This is a genomic window from Mesorhizobium sp. M7A.F.Ca.CA.001.08.2.1 (assembly GCF_003998455.1).
GTDB lineage: Bacteria > Pseudomonadota > Alphaproteobacteria > Rhizobiales > Rhizobiaceae > Mesorhizobium > Mesorhizobium ciceri.
Genome location: NZ_RZPW01000031.1, coordinates 1 through 18184, shown reverse-complemented (window position 1 = coordinate 18184; position 18184 = coordinate 1). Strand labels below are relative to the sequence as shown.

18 protein-coding genes are annotated in these 18184 nt (G+C 63.4%); 2 read left to right on the top strand and 16 right to left on the bottom strand.

What is annotated here, in order from left to right:
- From EN914_RS03755 to EN914_RS03680, 16 genes are all read right to left on the bottom strand, one after another.
- Positions 1–312, bottom strand: a 312-nt coding sequence (locus EN914_RS03755) for a hydantoinase B/oxoprolinase family protein (protein ID WP_164778650.1), incomplete at its 3' end; no start/stop codon positions are given.
- Positions 309–2405, bottom strand: a complete 2097-nt coding sequence (locus tag EN914_RS03750) for a hydantoinase/oxoprolinase family protein (protein WP_024503264.1) — start codon at positions 2403–2405, stop codon at positions 309–311. The genes EN914_RS03755 and EN914_RS03750, both read right to left, overlap by 4 nt.
- Positions 2402–4072 carry a thiamine pyrophosphate-dependent enzyme gene (locus tag EN914_RS03745; RefSeq protein ID WP_024503263.1) on the bottom strand — a complete coding sequence of 557 codons (1671 nt, stop codon included), beginning with the start codon at positions 4070–4072 and terminating at the stop codon, positions 2402–2404. The genes EN914_RS03750 and EN914_RS03745 overlap by 4 nt, the downstream gene beginning before the upstream one ends.
- A gap of 98 nt (positions 4073–4170) precedes the next feature.
- Positions 4171–5595: an FAD-binding oxidoreductase gene (locus EN914_RS03740; protein WP_024503262.1), complete on the bottom strand. Its 1425-nt coding sequence runs from the start codon at positions 5593–5595 to the stop codon at positions 4171–4173.
- 60 nt (positions 5596–5655) lie between these two features.
- Entirely contained in the window at positions 5656–6414 is a 759-nt protein-coding gene (locus tag EN914_RS03735; protein WP_032899191.1) for an amino acid ABC transporter ATP-binding protein, read from the bottom strand.
- Positions 6415–6426: 12 nt separating this feature from the next.
- Complete coding sequence (locus EN914_RS03730; RefSeq protein WP_024503260.1) at positions 6427–7506, bottom strand: amino acid ABC transporter permease; 1080 nt, start codon at positions 7504–7506, stop codon at positions 6427–6429.
- 3 nt (positions 7507–7509) lie between these two features.
- Positions 7510–8673 carry an ABC transporter permease subunit gene (locus tag EN914_RS03725; RefSeq protein ID WP_013530399.1) on the bottom strand — a complete coding sequence of 388 codons (1164 nt, stop codon included), beginning with the start codon at positions 8671–8673 and terminating at the stop codon, positions 7510–7512.
- Between the two features lie 79 nt (positions 8674–8752).
- On the bottom strand, positions 8753–9787 hold the full coding sequence (locus EN914_RS03720) for an amino acid ABC transporter substrate-binding protein (protein WP_013530400.1): 1035 nt from the start codon (positions 9785–9787) through the stop codon (positions 8753–8755).
- An 86-nt stretch (positions 9788–9873) separates the two neighbouring features.
- Complete coding sequence (locus EN914_RS03715; RefSeq protein ID WP_013530401.1) at positions 9874–10824, bottom strand: LysR substrate-binding domain-containing protein; 951 nt, start codon at positions 10822–10824, stop codon at positions 9874–9876.
- A gap of 70 nt (positions 10825–10894) precedes the next feature.
- Positions 10895–11644 carry an SDR family NAD(P)-dependent oxidoreductase gene (locus tag EN914_RS03710; protein WP_024503258.1) on the bottom strand — a complete coding sequence of 250 codons (750 nt, stop codon included), beginning with the start codon at positions 11642–11644 and terminating at the stop codon, positions 10895–10897.
- 12 nt (positions 11645–11656) lie between these two features.
- Positions 11657–12367, bottom strand: a complete 711-nt coding sequence (locus EN914_RS03705; protein WP_013530403.1) for an SDR family oxidoreductase — start codon at positions 12365–12367, stop codon at positions 11657–11659.
- A 290-nt stretch (positions 12368–12657) separates the two neighbouring features.
- Positions 12658–13446: a FadR/GntR family transcriptional regulator gene (locus tag EN914_RS03700; protein WP_024503256.1), complete on the bottom strand. Its 789-nt coding sequence runs from the start codon at positions 13444–13446 to the stop codon at positions 12658–12660.
- Between the two features lie 50 nt (positions 13447–13496).
- Positions 13497–13844, bottom strand: a complete 348-nt coding sequence (locus tag EN914_RS03695; RefSeq protein WP_013530405.1) for a RidA family protein — start codon at positions 13842–13844, stop codon at positions 13497–13499.
- 41 nt (positions 13845–13885) lie between these two features.
- The gene (locus EN914_RS03690; RefSeq protein ID WP_024503255.1) at positions 13886–14692 is read right to left on the bottom strand and encodes an SDR family NAD(P)-dependent oxidoreductase; all 807 of its coding nucleotides are present in this window, start codon (positions 14690–14692) and stop codon (positions 13886–13888) included.
- The gene (locus EN914_RS03685) at positions 14685–15497 is read right to left on the bottom strand and encodes a shikimate dehydrogenase (RefSeq protein WP_024503254.1); all 813 of its coding nucleotides are present in this window, start codon (positions 15495–15497) and stop codon (positions 14685–14687) included. The genes EN914_RS03690 and EN914_RS03685 overlap by 8 nt, the downstream gene beginning before the upstream one ends.
- Before the next feature lie 5 nt (positions 15498–15502).
- Positions 15503–16393, bottom strand: a complete 891-nt coding sequence (locus EN914_RS03680; RefSeq protein WP_127389002.1) for a 2-hydroxy-3-oxopropionate reductase — start codon at positions 16391–16393, stop codon at positions 15503–15505.
- Between the two features lie 117 nt (positions 16394–16510).
- On the opposite strand from EN914_RS03680, the gene EN914_RS03675 reads away from it, so the two are divergent.
- Complete coding sequence (locus tag EN914_RS03675) at positions 16511–17275, top strand: HpcH/HpaI aldolase/citrate lyase family protein (protein WP_024503252.1); 765 nt, start codon at positions 16511–16513, stop codon at positions 17273–17275.
- A 15-nt stretch (positions 17276–17290) separates the two neighbouring features.
- Positions 17291–18184, top strand: an 894-nt coding sequence (locus EN914_RS03670) for an FAD-binding oxidoreductase (RefSeq protein ID WP_164778649.1), incomplete at its 3' end; no start/stop codon positions are given.

Here is an 18184-nt window from a genome sequence, read left to right as displayed (position 1 = left end):
GTCATGGAGATGGCCGGTGCCTTTCCAGGGATCGTTGGTGACATAGGTGTCGCCCTCGTACATCTCCTCGCGCGGGATCTCGTTCATGAACTGCAGCACGGCCTCGGCCATGGTGTTCACATGCCCTGGCGTACCGGTCACGGCCTGCGCCAGCATCTCGCCGCGCGGATTGAACACGCCGGCCGACAGATCGCCCGATTCACGCACCGACGTGGAGAAGGCCGTACGCAACAGGGTCAGCGCCTGCTCCTCGACCACCGAAATCAGGCGATTCCACATCACCTGCATGCGGATTTCCAAGATGTCGCTCATGCCTGGACCCCTTTGCGGATCAGGAGGATCGAACCGTCGCTCTGTAGCGCGGCATCGAAGAGAGTGGTGACGACCGTCGACGTCTCACGCTCGACGATCACCGCCGGACCGCTGATGCGATCCCCTGGCGAAAGGTCGGCGCGTTCGATGATGGCTGAAACCTGCACGGTTCCGGTCGCCGGATCGAAAACCTCGCGTGTTTGCGAAGCGGCGACGGTCCTGGTCCCCATGGTGATCTCGTGCCTTGCGGGCGCCGGCCGCACGTCCTGCGCCTTGACCGACCAGGTGACGATCTCGATTTCCAATCCGTCGAGGCCATCAATGGCACGGCCGAAGAAGCGCGCATAATTGTCCCGGAAGGCGTCCTTGAGGCTCACCTCGTCGCCGGGCTTGAACGCCCTGTCGGGCAGCGGCACCGGGATTTCCCAACCCTGGCCGGCATAGCGCATGAAGGCGGTGATCTCGCGGGTGATGGCATTGTTAGTGCCGGCTCGCACGAAGCTCTCGGCAGTCGTCTTCAGCCCGTCGAGCAGCGCATTCACCTCGCATGCATCGAAGCGCGACAGCCGCATCAGCTTGGAAGCCAGCGCCTCGTAGCCGAACGGCGCCTTGAGGAAACCGATGGCCGAGCCGACGCCGGCGCCTTGCGGGACAAGGCACTGTTCGACGCCAAGCTTCTCGCACAGCCGCGCCGCATGCAGGGGCGCTGCACCGCCAAAGGCGATCATGACATTGTCGGAGATGTTCTTGCCGTTTTCCACCGCGTGGACGCGGGCGGCATTGGCCATATTCTCGTCGACGACCTCGCAGATGCCGAAAGCGGCGGAAACGGAATTGAGCGAAAGCCGGGTGCCGACATCGCGGGTGATCGCCTGCTCGGAAGCCTGCGTGTCGAGCCTGATGGCGCCGCCGGCGAAATTGTCGGGATCGAGCTTGCCCAGCACCAGGTCGGCATCGGTGATGGCTGGGCGGCTGCCGCCACGCCCGTAGCAGGCGGGACCGGGTTCGGACCCGGCACTTTCCGGGCCGGTCTGGATGCGGCCCATGGCGTCGACCCAGGCGATCGAGCCGCCGCCGGCGCCGATCTCGATCATCTCGATGACCGGGATCGAGATCGGCATGCCGGAGCCTTTGCAGAAGCGATAGGTGCGGGCGACCTCGAAGGTCCGCGCCGTGCGCGGCGAATAGTCCTCGATCAGGCAGATCTTCGCGGTCGTTCCGCCCATGTCGTAGGAGACGACGGAGTCCAGGTCGAAGCGCCGCGCCACGTCGGCCGCAAAAATGGCACCGCCGGCCGGACCGGACTCGACCAGGCGCACCGGAAATTCGGACGCGGTTTCCACCGAGATCAGTCCGCCGCCCGAGTGGATCATGAACACCGGACAGTTCGCCCCCATCTCCTTCAGCCGCACCTGGAGGCGCACCAGATAGTCGGCCATCTGCGGCCGGACATAGGCATTGGCGCAAACCGTGTTGAAGCGTTCGAACTCGCGCATCTGCGGCGAGACCTCAGCGCTGATGGAAATCGGTATGTCCAGCTTTCTGGCGAGGATCGCGCGTGCCCGCTGCTCATGCACCGGGTTCATGTAGGAATGGATGAAGCCGATGGCGACGGCGCCGAAGCCGCCCGCGGCGATGCTGTCGGCGATCTCGTCGAGCGCTGCTTCGTCCAGCGGCTGCAATTCCTTTCCGTCCGCGCCGATGCGCCCCTTGACCGTATAGCGATGCTCGCGCGGGATCAGCGGCGGCGGCAGCTTCAGGTTCAGATCATACTGTTCGAACCGGTTTTCCGTGCGCATCTCGATGACATCGCGAAACCCTTCGGTGGTGACCAATGCCGTCTTGGCGCCACGCCGTTCGATGAGCGCGTTGGTCGCCAGCGTGGTGCCGTGAATGACGATGTCGAGGTCCGCCAGCGTGATGCCGGCGTCGCGCACGACGATCTCGATCCCGTCGAGGATAGCCTGTTCGGGGGCGGCATAGTTGGTCAGGATCTTGGTCGAAAAGATCGTGCCGCGCACATCGACCACAATATCGGTGAACGTGCCGCCGATATCCGCGCCGAGACGGATGTCATTTGCCGTACTGGTCATGCGTTGGCCTTATGCGAAGCGAGCGCTGCGTCGCGCATTTGGGAAAGGGTTTGACGCGGCGTGATCGCCTCCGGGGAAATATCCAGCTCCAGGACCGCGCCGGTCGCGGATGCCAGCGCCCTGCCGAAAGCGCCGGCGAAATCGCAGGTCGCGCCGACCTGCTCGGCGTGGAAGCCATAGGCCCGGGCGATGCCGACGAAATCCGGGTTCTCGATGTTCGTTCCCGACACGCGCGCCGGATAGTGCCGCTCCTGATGCGCGCGGATGGTCCCGTAGATGCCGTTGTTCAGGATGAGGACGATCGGCTGCGCCCCGGCCTGCATCGCCGTCCCCAACTCCTGGCAGTTCATCTGGAAATCGCCGTCACCGGCAAAGCAGACCACCGTGCGTGAGGGAAAGGCCACTTTGGCCGCGATGGCCGCCGGCAGGCCGTAGCCCATGGCGCCGGATTGCGGTGCAAGCAGCCGCGCCTTTGGCCCGAATTTGAAGAACTTGTTTGGCCACACGGTGAAATTGCCGGCGCCGTTGGTCAGGATGACGTCGTCGGGCAGCGTTTCGCGCAGCCAGCGGCTGACTTCGACCATGTCGACCGGGCCCGGCTGGGCAGGCGCGGTGAACGTGCCCTCATAGCTTTGGCGTGCCTGCGACCGCCACGCGGCCCAGTCGCCCTTGACCGGCGAGAGCGCCTTGGCGAAGGCGTTCGGCCCGGCATGGATGCCAAGCGCCGGCACATAGATCTTGCCGATCTCGCGATCCGAAGCATGGACATGGATCAGCTTCTGCTTCGGCTCGGGCACGGACAGCAGCGTGTAGCCATCCGTGGTCATCTCGCCGAAGCGCAAATTGATCGCCAGGATCACATCGGCGTCCCGGATCAGCTTCTTGACATGCGGGACCATGCCGACACCGGCCTCGCCGACGAAGACCGGTGAGCCATTGTCGAACTGATCCTGGAAACGGAACGCCGCGACCACCGGAATGTCGGAGGTTTCGGCGAAAGCCTGGAGCACGGCACGCCCGTCAGCTGACCAGTTGGCACCGCCGATCAGGATGACCGGTCTGCTGGAGGCGGCCAGCATGGACCGGGCCTCGGCCAGCGCATCGGCATCGGCCGCGGCCTCGAACACCCTGGCAGGCCCGCTGAGCGCCGCGACATCGGTCGGCGTGGTCAGCATGTTCTCGGGCAGGGCGATCACCACCGGGCCGGGCCGCCCGGTGAGCGCCGTGGTCCAGGCCCGGGCAATGATTTCCGGCAGGCGCTCGACAGCGTCGATCTCCACCGCCCATTTCGCCATCGTGCCGAACACCGCGCGGTAGTCGATTTCCTGAAACGCTTCGCGGCCGCGCATGTCGGTGCCGACCTGGCCGACGAACAGGATCATCGGCGAACTGTCCTGCATCGCCGTGTGCACGCCGATGGACGCATTGGCGACACCCGGTCCGCGCGTCACGAAGCAGATGCCCGGCGAACCCGTCAGCTTGCCATAGGCCGAGGCCATGAATGCCGCGCCGCCCTCGTTGCGGCACAGCACGTAGTCCAGCTTTCCACGAGTGTCGTGCAGCGCGTCCAGCACGGCCAGATAGCTTTCGCCCGGCACACCGAAACTCTTGGTCGCGCCGAGCGCGATCAGGCACTCGACAAGGAGGCGACCGCCATTGCGGATCATGCTGCGACATCCTTCATTCAGGCGGCAAGCGGACCGAGCCTGCCTTTCGAATTCATACGTGCACGCTGGCGCATCGAGACGAAACCAAGAAATGCCGTCTATTCGAAAGTTTTTCTTTCCCGAGAGGCGCGCACCAGGACGTCCGGGTTCATCGTGCCCAGCGGATCGAACGCGCCTTTGAGCCGCGCCATGAGCTCTCGCTCCACCAGGCCGCGATTGCGGTCGGCCATGACCACCTTTGCCCGGCCAAGCCCATGCTCGGCGGCAAAGCTGCCGCCCATCTGAGTGGCAAGAGATGACAGCGCCTCTGCGAACAGCTCGGCCTTGCCGTCGAAATCGGCACGACCTTCCGGCGGAGACAAATTGTAATGGATGTTTCCGTCGCCGAGGTGCCCGAACGGGTTTATCCGCACACCGGGAAGAATGCCGCCGCAGATCTTCGCGCCTGCCTCGACGAAACGGGCGATTGCACCTGGAGGGACGGAGATGTCGTGCTTGAGTTGCTCGCCTTCCAGCCTTTGTCCCTCCGGTTGCTCTTCGCGCAGCCGCCAGAATTGTGCCCGATGCGCACCTGTCGCCGCCAGCGCGCCGTCACTAACCAGGCTCTGTTCCATGCCCCATTCCAGCGCTGACGCCAGGATCTCGTCCAGGGGAACGCGTGACGACCCCGATGCCAGTTCGACCAGCAGATAGACGTCGCCCCGTGTCTCCAGTTGGTAGGCAAGGTCGGGCACGTGCTTGAGCGCCAATCGCAGGCCCACATCGGAGAAGAACTCGAGGCCAGTCAGGAATTCCCCGGCCTCGCCGCGCAGGAAGGCGCCGAACGAAACGGCGGCGGCAAAGCCGGGCAGGACCAGAAGGGCGCTCGCTTGCTGCCGAGGCTTGGGGTAGAGCCGCAGGATCGCGCGCGTGACGATGCCGAGCGTGCCCTCAGCGCCACAGAACAGCTTGCGCAGTTGATAGCCGGCATTGTCCTTCTGCACCGCGCGCAGTCCGTCCCAAATCCCGCCATCAGGCGTCACGACTTCGAGACCCAGGGCGAGATCCTGCATCATGCCGTATCGGAAAGCCTGGCTGCCGCCCGCATTGGTGCCGATCAGGCCGCCGATCCTGGCGCTGCCTTCTGCGCCCAGACGCATTGGAAACATCAGGCCATTCGGTTCCAGCGCCTCGTGCAGCGTTGCCAGCACGACACCCGCCTCGACGACGATCGATCCGCTGTCCAGATCCGGCTTCCCGATCGCCGTCATGCGTGACAGCGAGACGATCACCGCATTCGGCTGCTCGGCGACGGCGGCGCCGCAAAGCCCGGTGTTCCCGCCCTGTGGCACCACCGCCAGCCCTGCCTCGCGACATAGCTTGACGACACTGGCAACCTCCGGCGTATCCGCGGGCCTGGCAACGCCAAGAGGTGCGACGCCATAGCGATTGAGCCAATCGCGCTGGTAGGGCTCGGCATCCCGGCCCGAAAGCCAGCCTTTCGGCCCGAGAATCTCGTGCAGCGCGGTGGCGTGATCGGTCATTGATCTACCCGAGTTAGCTGAGGGCGTGCCGAGCGACACGTCCGGATCGTTGCTTTCCAATCAATGACCCAGCACCTGCGACAGGAATTGTCGAGTGCGCTCGTTGCGGGAAGAGGTGAAGAACTCGTCCGGAGGCGCTTCTTCGAGGATCTCGCCGCCGTCCATGAAAAGCACCCGGTCCGCCACGCGACGCGCAAAGCCCATTTCATGCGTCACGCAGATCATCGTCATGCCTTCCGAGGCAAGCGTGACCATGACGTCAAGCACTTCGGAAACCATTTCCGGATCGAGCGCCGAGGTCGGTTCGTCGAACAGCATGATCTGCGGCTGCATGCAAAGAGCGCGTGCAATGGCGACGCGCTGCTGCTGACCGCCGGACAATTGGCTGGGATATTTCATGGCCTGCTCGGGAATGCGCACCTTCTCCAGGTAGTGGCGGGCGGTTGCCTCGGCTTGCGCCCGCGGCTGCTTGCGCACGATCATCGGGGAGATCATGCAGTTCTCCAGCACCGTCATGTGCGAGAACAGGTTGAAGTGCTGGAACACCATGCCGACTTCACGCCTGATCTCGTCGATATTGCCGACATCGTCGTTGAGCTCGGTCCCGAGCACCGCGATGCGGCCGCGATTGTGCTGTTCGAGGCGGTTGATGCAGCGGATCATCGTCGATTTGCCGGAGCCGGAGGGTCCGCAGACGACGATTTTTTCGCCCCGTTGTACGGAAAGGTTTATCCCGCGCAGTGCTTGGAACGTGCCGTAGTATTTGTCGAGGTTTTCGATGCGGAGCGCCGGCTCACCGGTCGAATTGGTTGAGATCACCTGCACGCCTCCTTACCGTTCGCTGACCGACATGCGGCGCTCGAGAAAGGCGCCATAGCGGGATAGGCTGAAGACGAAGATGAAGTAGATGAAGGCGATGAAGGCATAGACTTCGACATAGGCGAAGCGCCATTCGCCGGTGCCATAGGCGGCATTGCCGGAAGCCAGGATCTCGAAGAAACCGACGATGACCACCAGCGAGGTCTCCTTGAACGAGATGACGAACTGGTTGATCGTGGCCGGCATCGCGTTGCGCATTGCCTGAGGCAGGAGGATGCGGCTGATGCGTTGCCAGTAGCGCATGCCGAGCGCCATGGCAGCCTCCTCCTGTCCTGTCGCAACGCCCTGCATGCCGCCTCTCACGATCTCAGCCTGATAGGCGGAGAAGAACAGAGCGGAGCCGAGGATCACGCGGTAAAGCTTATCGCCCTGCAGCCATTCCGGCAGCGCGAACGGCAGAACCACTGCAAAGGTGAAGAGGATCGATATCAGCGGAAGCGACCGGATCCCGTCGATGATGAGGCCGGTGGTCCGCGAAATCCAGGGCAGCTCCGACCGGCGCAGCAAGGCCAGGCAGATCGCCAAGGGGAAACCGATCAGGCAGGTGGTAACGAAGATGAACAGGGTCAGCGCCAGCCCGCCCCAGGCTTCCTCGCCGACATGGGCAAGGCCAAGCACGCCGCCTTTCATCAATAGGTAGAAAAGGCCTGTTCCGGCTCCCCATACCAGCGCGATCCGGCGGCCCGTCCAGAACGCCGGGATACAGCTCAGCACCGTCATCACCACAACGGCGACGCAGGCCAGCGCCGAGCGCCATTGTTCCTCGTAGGGATAGAGGCCGAAGAAGATGATCCGCCATCTCGCTGCGATGACCGACCAGCAGGCTCCCGCTGTCGCCTGGCAGGCTTCCGGCCCGCCGCTGGTGGTGAAGACAGCCGAGAAAACCGCCCAATTCAGCAGCTTCCAGACCAGGAAGACCATGATCGTCAGACAGGCCAGCGACACCACCGCCTGAAGCGGCGTCGCGAAGAAGCGTCGCCTCAGATCCTCAAGCCTGCCGGGAGCGGGTGGAGCGACAATGACCATCTCCATCTCTCAGCCCCTCAGTTGATTGCCCTTGAGGGCAATTGCCTTGTTGATGCGGTTGAAGACGGCGGCAAGGCTGAGGTTGATGGCGAGGAAGCCTGCCATCAGGATGCCGATCGCTTCGAGTGTTTGCCCGGAATGGTTGATCGTCAGCGCCACAATCATGAAGAAGTCGGTGAAGCCCACGGCGATGCCCATCGTCGTCGCCTTCATCAGCCAGACATACTGATTGGCAAGGATCGGCAGCATGGCACGCAGCGCCAGCGGCAGCCGCACCAGCGTGAAGACCCGCCAGGGACTAAGGCCCAAGGAAAGGGCTGCCTCGACCTGGCCGGTGCCGACAGATTTGAAGCCTCCGCGCACGATCTCCGCAATGTAGGAGCCGCCATAGATGGCGATGGCGATGGCGAGGGTGGCGAACTCCGGAGGGATACGCAGGCCGCCTCTCAGATTGAGGCCTTGCAGGGCAGGGAAGTCCAGCAGCGGCGTATCCGGCAGACGTCCGAGAGCCAGAATGATGGTCGCGCAGGCCAGTGCCGCTGCGGCGGCGGCAAACTGGATGGTGCGCCGCTGGCCGATCGGCTGGGCAAGGAGCGACGTCCTGCCCAGCCAGGCCGGCAGCACGATGGCCGCGATCACAGCCACTGTGGCTGCGGCAAACGCGGCACTGCCGACGTTCGGGAACGGGATGTAGAGTCCTCGGCTGGTGAGCAGGAAGCCCCAGGCTTCGTGCGCGCTGCGCGGCGTCGGCAGGTGCGTGATGATCGCATACCAGAAGAAAACCTGGAGGATCAGGGGAATGTTGCGGAAGATGTCCACATAGGTACGGCCGAGCAGCCGCGCCAAATCGTTCGAAGACGTCCGCGCCAGACCGACGATCGTTCCCACGATCGTCGCCAGTATCAGGCCGACGCTCCCCAGGAACAGCGTGTTGATGATGCCGATGAGGAAGTACCACCAATAGGGATCATTGGCCGTGGCGGGCAGCAGCGAGAAATTCACATCCCAACCCGTCGACTTGAACAGAAAGTCGAATCCGGAGGTGATCCCCTGATCAGCCAGGTTGCGGCGGGCGATCACGATGCCGGCAAGCACCATCGCGGCGATCGAGCCGACATAGAGGACCTGCAACAGCGCGTTGCGGACCTTTTGATTTCTCAGCAGGCTGACCATCCAAAGATCCTTGCCGAATTGTCGCCGACCCCGCCCGGCTGTGCCGGGCGGGGCCTGGAGCGGGTGAGTTAAGGACGGATCAGTCGATCACCAGCGGGAACAGGACCCCGCCATTGTTCCAAAGGTTGGTCAACTCGCGGTCCATCTTGTAGGGCGAGTCCTTGCCGAGGTCGCGCTCGAAGATTTCGCCGTAATTGCCGACGTTCTTGATCACCTTGTAGGCCCAGTCATCATCGAGACCGAGACCCTTGCCCATGCCTGGCGTGACGCCGAGGAACTTGGCGACTTGCGGCGAGGTCGGCTTGGCCTTGACCTCGTCGACGTTCTTGGAGGTGATGCCTTCCTGCTCGGCGAAGATCAGCGTGCTCAGCGTCCAGTTGGCGATGTCAACCCAATTGTCGTCGCCTTGGCGCATGATCATGACTTCAGGCTCGACGGCGAGCACGTCGGGCAGGATGACATGGTCGTCGACCTTGCTCTTGGCGATGCGCGCAATGGCGAGCGTCGGGCCCCACTGCGCATAGAGATCGCAGCGTCCGGAGAAATAGGCCTGCTCGAGCTCCTCGGTCTTTTCGATGAGCACGGGTTCGAGCTTGATGCCAAGCTTGGCCGTATAGGCCGCGACCTGCTGTTCCTGCGACGTGCCGGCGGGAATGCAGATCGTGCCGCCGGCCGCATCCTTGAGCGACTTGAGGTTTAGCTCCTTGTGCGCCATCACCTTGGTCGTTCCGAGGTAATAGGACATGGAAAATTGCAGCCCGAGCTCGGTGTCGCGGCTGAGCGTGCCGCCCGACGCCTTGATGATGATGTCGACATCGCCCGATTGCAGGGACGGCCAGCGCTGCGCCCAGCTGATCGGAACGACCTTCAGTTTTGCCGGGTCGCCGAGCACGGCCGTGGCCACCGCCCGGCAGAGATCGATGTCCATGCCCTTCCAGTTGCCCTTGTCGTCGACTTCGGCGAAGCCGAGATAAGACCCGTCATGGCCGGTGCAGTTGAGCACGCCGCGCGCCTTGACGGCTTCCAGCGTCTTGCCGCCGGCGGCTTCTGCCGGCGCTGCAAAATGCACAAGTCCAAGGGCCATGGCTGCGGCCCCCCATTTCATCGTCTTCATGTTCCGTCTCCACTGTTGAGGTTGTTTGGTTTCTTGTTGTTGGAGGCCCAAAAATTCTCTTTCGGAGCTCTGTCTCAAAGCCGCTCCTAATCGGAAAGCGGGGTCGGTTTCGGCACGGAGGAAATCTTCAGATCGCTGCCCCAGTCCTGCTGGGCGAGCCATCGATGAAGGGCGGCGACCGCCTTCACGCGCAGGTGCCCGCGCGGGACGATCAGGTAGAATCCAGGAACTTCTTCCGGCCGCATATCGGCAAGGGCGTCGCGCCCGACCGGAGCGACCAGCGCGCCCGACCTCAAATCTTCCTCGGCGTCGATGACGGAGACGAGACCGACGCCGATGCCTTGCAGGGTTGCACGGCGCATGGTCGCGGCATCGTCGAAGCTGATGCTTCGGTTGCCGTCCGTCTGCTCGATGGCAAGGTGGCGTAAAATGTCTGGCCAAAGGCGCTTCGACTTGACGGTGTCCAGCAACGTGAACAACGTCAGGTCCTGCGCCGACTTGATGCTCTCGCCGATGGCCGGAGTGCAGCAGATGACCTTCGGGTCAGGCACCAGCAGTATGGTCTCGTAGTCCGGCCAATTGCCGTAGCCCCACTGGACGGTCATATCGATGTCGTCGCGTCCGAAATCGGGCAGATCGACCATCGTCGTCAGGCGCAGATCCGCACCGGGCAATATCTCCCGGAACAGAGATAGGCGAGGCAGCAAATAGTGGGTCGCGAAATAGGGGCTCGCATTCAGGTTGATGCGGTCCCGGTAATTCGACTTGGTGACGCGGCGAACACCTTCGGAAAACTCGTCGAACCCAGCTTTGACATAGTGCGAGAGAAGGATGGCAGACTCGGTCAATTCGACCGACCGCCCCTTGCGTTCGAACAGTGTCACCTGAAGCGTGTCCTCCAGTAGCTTGATCTGCTGTCCGACGGCCTGCGGCGTGACCAGCAATTCATCCGCCGCCTGCCGAAAGCTCTTGTGCTGCGCGACGGCGTGGAAGACGCGAAGCGCATTCAGCGAGGGAAGGCGAAGCTTGCCGGTCATCGTCTATTCCACCTCCTTTCGCTTGCGTTCCTGTTGGACAATTCAGCGCCGCCGGCGCCGCGAAAATAGCTCAGGCGTATATATAACCACCTGAAACAATTACGTTTTCTCCGGTCATGTAGGTATTCTTGGGGCCGCCGGTCATGAGAACCCACTCGGCAATCTCCGCAGGCTCGGCGCCACGACCCAGCGGGCTCGCCTTGGCCAGTTCCTCGAGGAAGCCGAGGGCCTTGGCCCGCTCCGTGGCCATGCCTGCGGGGGCCACCGAATTGACCAGGATCCCGTGTTTTGCGACGTCATGGGCAAAGGAGCGCGTCAGGCTGACCACGGCGGCCTTGGTTGCCGCATAGTGGGCGTTCTGCGGATGCGCCTTGAAGGCATCGACAGAGGTCAGGTTGACGATCCGGCCACGCACATGGCTCTTCGGCTCCTGCGATTGCATGTGGCGAACGGCTGCCACCATCATATGATAAGTGCCCTTGATGTTGATGCCATTGGAGGCATCCCAATCGGCGTCGCTGATCTCGAGGAGCGGGCGGCGAGGGTAGATCGCGGCGCAATTGATCAGCGTGTCGATACGCCCGAGCTTCGAAACGATGGCGTCGAAGGCGGCGTGGCACTGAGGGCCGATCTGGATGTCGCACAGGGCGGCCGCGGTCGGCAGGCCGTTGGCCTTTGCCGGTGCGAGAGCGGCTTCGGCGGCGTCCTGGTTGATGTCGATGATGCCGATCTTTGCAGCCCCGGCCTCTACAGCCATCCTGGCCAAAAGCGCGCCGAGGCCAGCGCCGCCGCCTACGATCAGAACGGAAAGATCCTTCATTCCAGTTTTTCCTTACTTGGTGCCGCTTGGCGAGGTTGGCCATGTCGGCATGATGTCGAAACGGGTAACGTCGGCCCATGCGGGCAGGCCGAGTACCGCGACCACCATTCTGGCCACGTCATCCGGCTGCACCACTTTGCTGGCGTACATGGCCGCGCGCGCCTTTGCGTCGAGGATGTCCTGGTAGAGCTGCGTCTCGACGCGGCCGGCGACGATCTCGGTGACACGGACGCCTGATGGGGAGAGGTCGGCGCGCAACGCGGCGGCAAAGCCTGATATCGCCGCCTTGGTGGCCGAATAGACGGCAATGTTGGAATATGCCGCGTGGCCCGCGGTGGAGCCGGTGAACAGGATGTGGCCAGCCTGCCGCTCGCGCATCTGCGGAACGACGAGGCGGGTAAGCAGGATTGCCGCGCTGAGGTTGACCTCCAGCGTGGTGTCGATGTCGGAGATTTTCATGTCGGCGAAATTGCCCAACGGTGGCATGATCCCGGCATTATTGATCAGCACGTCGATGGTCAGATCCGCCAGAACAGCTTCCAGCGCCTCGCGATCGGTCACGTCGACGGCGATGGGCACGATGCCGGATCGCTCGGCCTGCAACGCCTTGAGCGCGGCCTGGCTGCGCCCGACCGCATAGACATCGTAGCCGGCGTCGCTCAGTGCGATCGCCATGGCCCGCCCTATGCCGCTTGTTGCACCTGTGATGAAGGCTGTCGTCACGTTGGCTTCCCTGATTGCCTGATTCAGTCTGCGGCCTGGGCCGATGCCGCGAAACCAAGAAAACCAGCAAAAAGGAAAGATAAACTTTCGAATTCTCTTTTCCCGCCCGAAAACCGGGCAGGTGGTCACTTCGGCGCCGAGGCTGAAAATCGAAGGAAATGATGGGAAAACGATGTTCTCAACCTGCGGGAAACGGTTCAGGTCAGCTGGCGGAGCCAAAACATGGCTTTCGCAATGCGGTGGCTAATCTGGGTGAGTGCGAATGCCTTAGGTGATCGAAGCCGGGGGCCTTACCCGCCTGTCGGAGCAGGCCTCTTCATATCGGTAAAGAGCGAGGCCGCAGCCGCCTGCTGCTCTGCCTCTGTCGCCGCGACGCCCGAAGCCCGTGCCAAAGCGCGCACACGCCCGAGGCTGTTGTGCAGATGCTTGCGCATGGCCTGGCGAGCGGCACGACCGTCCTGCCTTTCGATGGCGTCCACGATGGTTTTGTGCTCGTTGTGAATGCGTGCGTAGTAGCTGTCCTTGAGCGCCGGCGTGACCACGTAGCCCAGTTGAAAGCGCGGAACGATCATCGGCCTGAGATAGCTCAGGAAGCCGTGGATGAATTCGTTGCGCGCGGCTTTGGCGATCGCCAGATGGAAATCATAGTCATAGTGGATCTGGACGACAGCGGGATCCGCTTGCTGGGCGTCGACCTGTTCCATCAGGGTTCGGATTCCACTCGCCTCCGCATCGGTGCGCCGTTCCGCGCATAGCCCGGCGGACTCCACTTCGACACTCAATCTCAGTTCGAGCAGGGCAATGGTTTCCGGCAAGGTCCTCAGCGCCTCGTCCGGTATCGAGAAATTGCGCGGCGCCGGCGTTTCGCTGACGAACATGCCGCGGCCCTGCTGCGGCACCACCATCCCTTCGGAGCGCAATCGCGCCACCGCTTCCCGCACCACCGTCCGGCTGACGTCGTACTCGGCACAAAGCTCCGCCTCGGTCGGCAATTGCGCGCCGGGAAGCAGAGATCCGGAACGGATCTTTTCGGACAGACTCTCCGCCACGACAGTGGAAAGCGGTTTGCGCTTCGTCATCAGTCTCCCCTTAGCCAGATTCGCGATGATGCCCGAACCGGCAAGGCCATTCAAACCGCCGCGGTGACGATCAGCTCGACCAGCATTCCAGGCTTGGCCATCCGTCCTTCGCCGGAAGAGCGCGCGGGTGCATGCTCCTTCGGCATCCATCCGTCCCAGACCGTGTTGACCTCGTCGAAATCCCTGATGTCGTCCAGCCACATCTGCACGTGAAGGATGCGTGTCTTGTCCGTACCGGCCTTAGCAAGCAGGACGTCGACCTTGCCAAGCGCCTCGCGCATCTGGTCGGCTGCAGACTGACCCGGCTTTGCGACCTGGCCGGTGAGGTAGAGGGTGCCATTGTGGATGACCCCGTGGTGGATGCGGGTGTCGAAGTCGAAGCGCTTGATGTCACTCATTGGATTGTCCTTGTCAGATTTCCGGCCTCCGCCGGATGGACTCAGATTGCCGGCGTCTGGCGGATGGGGTTTCCCTGCAGATATTGTGCGTAGGGCGCCTGAACGAGCCAGCCGGCGTCGACGGGCAGGGTGACGCCGGTTATCGATGCGGCCCGGTCGGAGCAGAGGAACAGTGCGGCCTCGGCAACGTCGCGCGGCTCGACGAAGCGGCGCAGCGCGGTGGTCGCCTGGATGGCTTCGGGGTTGCGCTCACCCTTGGCGATCCTGGCTTTCAGACCGTCCGAAAGCGTGTAGCCGGGTGCCACCGCATTGACGCGTACGCCGTGCGGACCGAGCTCGGCGGCCAGGATCTGGGTCAAGGCCAGGACCGCATGCTTTCCGGGCGTGTAGGCGGGCAGGGACAGCGGCGCGAAGGAGGCAAGCGAGCCGACGTTCAGGATCGCGCCTCGCCCGGCAGCCGACATCAGCCGACCGAACACCTGGCAACCCAGCAAGGTGCCGCGATAGTTCACTCGCCACATCCTCTCGTCTTCGTCCAGATCCTGATCGAGGACGTGCTTGCCACTCTGCAGGATGCCGGCGCAATTGACGACGACGTGCGGGGCACCGAACGCGTCGCTGACGGCCTGCGCCAGCGCTTCCACCGAGCCGGATTCGGAGACATCGGTCTGGACAAACAGCGCGCGCGGTGCGCCGACCGCCGCGCAGGCGCCAACCGCCTCATCGCCCCGTGCCGCATCCCTGCCGGCGACCACCACATGGTAGCCGTCCTCGGCAAAGCGCAGCGCTATCGCGCGTCCGATGCCGGAAGTGCCGCCGATGACGACGGCCGTCAATGTCTCAGCCATTGCCGCGACCCTTGCCTTCGATGTCGAAGAATTCGGACATGGCCCGGACCTGGAAATCCATCATCGGGCGCCCCGGCTGAATGCGGCAGCCAATCTCTTTCGCCGCCTTTAGCAGGGGGGTCTCGGCGGGCTCCATGATGATGTCGACGACCGTCATGTCCGGGGTCAGCCGGCTCACATCCAGCGGCAGCGGGTCGCCGGCGTGCATGCCGACCGGTGTGGCGTTGATCGCCATATGCATGCCGGAAGGCTCGGCCTCTCCAACCTGGATGCGGCATTTCGGGAAGACCTGCGCAACCAGCGCCGCCAGTTTTTCGGCGCGACCGGTATCGATGTCGGCCAAGCGGATTTCCTCGGCACCGGCTTCGGCGAGACAATAGGCCAGGGACGCGCCGGCACCGCCGGCTCCAACTTGGAGAATGCGGCGGCCGGCAATCTGATGCCCGCCTGCCTTGAGGCCATCGATAAAGCCGACGCCGTCGAAATTGTCGGCGTACCAGCTGCCATCGGGCAGCCGGCGCACGGAATTGGCGCTCTGCACCCTCGCGGCGCGGTCGTGAGCGGCGGTGCATTTGTGATAGACCGCAACCTTGTACGGCACCGAGATGATCACGCCCCTGATATTCTCGGCTGCCGTAATGCCGGCCCAGAAGGCCTCGAAATCCTCCGGGCGGCAGCTCAAGGGCACCATGAGGCTGTCGAGGCCCTTCTGCTCGAAGATCTCGTTGAATATGCCGGGGCTCTTGGCATGGGCCACGGGATGGGCCAGCATCACGAAGATCTCGGCCTTGCCGGTTCCGCGCATCGGTTTTACTCCTTTTCTTTTGACAGTTCGTGGCCGCTGAGGATCTCCAGCGCCTGGACGAGGGACGAGTGGTCGGCCTCCGCGCCGCCTGGTCGGGCTGAGCAGGCGCTCATCAGTTGTTGCGCCATCGCGGTGTTCGGCAGCGAGACGCCAAGCGCGCGGGCGCTTTCGAGCGCGAGGTTGAGATCCTTCTGGTGAAGCCGCATGCGAAAGCCCGGGGCGAAGGTCCGGGCGATCATGCGCTCGCCATGCACCTCCAGCACGCGGGACGAGGCAAAGCCGCCCATCAGCGCGGCGCGCACCTTTGCCGGGTCGCAACCGGCCTTGCTGGCAAAGACGAGCGCTTCCGCCACGGCCTCTATGTTGAGCGCGACGATGATCTGATTTGCGATCTTGCAGGTCTGGCCGGCGCCATTGTGCTCGCCGATCAAGGTGATGTTCTTGCCCAGCGTCCGAAAGATCGGCAGCGCGCGCTCGAACTCGGCGGTCGCCCCGCCGACCATGATGGTGAGGCTCGCCGCCTTGGCGCCGACCTCACCGCCCGAGACCGGGGCGTCGAGGTAGCCGGCTCCCGCTTGCCGCAGTTTCGCTGCGAATTCCGCAGTGGCGATAGGGCTGATCGAGCTCATGTCGATGACCAGCTTATCGGCCGACAGCCCCTCCAGGACGCCGTTTCCTCCAAGCAGGACACGCTCCACATCTGGCGTGTCGGGCAGCATGGTCACGATGATCTCGGACATCCGCGCCACATCGCCAGGAGAGGCGACGACCGATGCCCTAAGGTCCTTCGGCAGAGGGGAGCGGTTCAGGACCGTGAAGATCTCATGTCCCGCGCCGACGAGATGGTGCGCCATCGGTGCTCCCATCACACCGAGCCCGATGAACCCGATCTTCATTCTTGAACCCCGTACGAAGGTTGGTGCGTATTGCATCTTGCAGCAAATTATTGCCGTATGATATAGGACATCATACAAATTTCAATGTCCTATCGCTCATCGGAGACTGACCGCAAAATGCAAGAGCGCCTCAACACGCTGAAGGCTGCCGTGTCGGCCGGCCGGGCCCATATCGGCATCTGGTGCTCGCTGGCTTCCGCCCTGACGACGGAAATTGTCGCGGGCTCCGGCGCCGGCTGGCTGCTGATCGATGGCGAGCATAGCCCCAACCATCTGCGCAGCATCATGGCCCAGTTGCAGGTCATGGGCGGCTTCGACAGCGAGGCCGTCGTCAGGCTGCCTTCCGACGATCCCAATCTGATCAAGCAGGCCCTGGATATCGGTGCGCGCAGCCTGATGATCCCCAATGTGCGGACGGCCGATCAGGCCCGCGCCATTGTCGCGGCCATGACATATGCGCCTGGTGGATTTCGCGGCTTCTCGGTCGGTCACCGTGCCAACGGCTTCGGTCGCATCCCCGGTTACCACGCCAAGGCGCGTGAGCAGCAGCTTCTCGCCGTACAGATCGAGGATGAATTAGGCGTCGCCAATGCCGCCGAGATCGCGGCAGTGGACGGCGTCGACGTTCTGTTCGTCGGGCCCGGCGACCTTTCCACCAACATGGGTGCGATGGGCAATCCCGGGGCCGCACACGTTCAAGAAGCGATCGCCTCGGTGCGCAAGGCAGCAACGGCGGCAGGCAAGGCCAGCGGGATCCTGGCTCCCGCAAAGACCGATGCCGACCGCTACCTCGCCGACGGCTTCACCATGGTTGCCGTTGGTTCCGACCTCGGCCTGCTGGCGCGGGGCTCGGATGCCTTGGTCGCTTCGTTCACTCAGTAGACCGGAGATACAGCCATGCCGATCCCCCGGTACAAAGCGCCGTCACGGACCGCCTACGACATCGTCATCGTCGGCGGCGCCGTCATCGGTTCGTCCACGGCCTACTGGCTGAGCCAGGCGCTGGGCAGCGGCGCCTCGATCCTCGTGGTCGAACGCGACTCGAGCTACGAATTCTCGTCGACGGCGCTCTCCACCAGTGCGATCCGGCAGCAATATTCCAATCCGATCAATGTGAAGATCAGCCAGTTCGGCATCGAGGTCATCCGCGGATTTCAGGAGCGTATGGCACCTTTCTACAAGGACGAACCGGCGCCCGACCTCGGCTTCAAGGAGCATGGGTATCTTTACTGCTGTTCACCCGACGGCGTCAAAGCGGCCCGCGAGCGCGTCGATCTGCAGCGCAGTTTTGGGGCCCACACGGTGTTTCTTGAGCCGGGCCCGCTGAAGGATCGCTTCCCCTGGCTCAATGTGGAGGATCTCGGTGGCGGTTCCTGGGGGGCCAGGGAAGAGGGCTGGTTCGATTCCGTGGGGCTGATGAACGGTTTCCGCCGCGCAGCCCGTGCCAGCGGCGTCGAGTATATCGACAATGCCGTGACAGGGCTGGATATCGCAGATGGGCGGGTCATCTCGGTGCGCCTCGCGACCGGACAGACGGTTGCCTGCGGAACATTGGTCAACGCCGCGGGCCCGCGCGCTCAGCAGGTGGCCGCCATGGCCGGCCTGTCGATCCCGGTCGCGCCCTACAAGCGCTACAGCTTCGTCTTCGCCAGCGCCAACCCGATCCCCGGCCGGATGCCCAATGTCATCGACCTTTCCGGAACATTCGTGCGTCCCGAAGGCGAGCTTTTTCTCACCGGCAACACGCCGCAAGGCGACGGACCGGCCGGCTACGACGACTTTGAAATGCAC